Genomic DNA, 365 nt, shown 5'->3' with positions numbered 1-365 from the left:
GTCGGCGGCATCCACCGCACCTTCCTGCTCGACGACGGCAGCGGCAAGGCGCCACCGGGCAAGAAGATGTTGGGGGCAATCGACAGCGGCAGCGTGCGCCTCGCCCCCATACCCGCCGATGGCCACCTCGGAATCGCCGAGGGCATCGAAACCGCCCTGTCGGCCTGGGCCATCTTCGGCATCCCCACCTGGGCGGCGCTGTCGGCGGGAGGTATGCGTCAGTGGCAGTGGCCCGAGGGTCTCCGCCGCGTCACCATTTTTGCCGATGCCGGCGACGCCGGTCAGCAGGCCGCCACCACCCTGGCCGACCGCCTCAATCTGGCCGATATCCCGTCCACCATCGTCTCGCCCCTGCACGGGGACGA

The 365-nt window shown here is 70.1% G+C and carries 1 protein-coding gene; it reads left to right on the top strand.

Annotation, left to right across the window (positions count from 1 at the left end):
- The coding region (locus MTBSS4_RS02980; protein WP_173981917.1) for a toprim domain-containing protein at nucleotides 1-365 on the top strand (365 nt) is incomplete at both ends.

The organism is Magnetospirillum sp. SS-4, assembly GCF_902729425.1.
Lineage (GTDB): Bacteria > Pseudomonadota > Alphaproteobacteria > Rhodospirillales > Magnetospirillaceae > Phaeospirillum.
The sequence above is the reverse complement of the archived record's forward strand: the minus strand, read 5'-3'. Positions and strand labels throughout refer to the sequence as shown.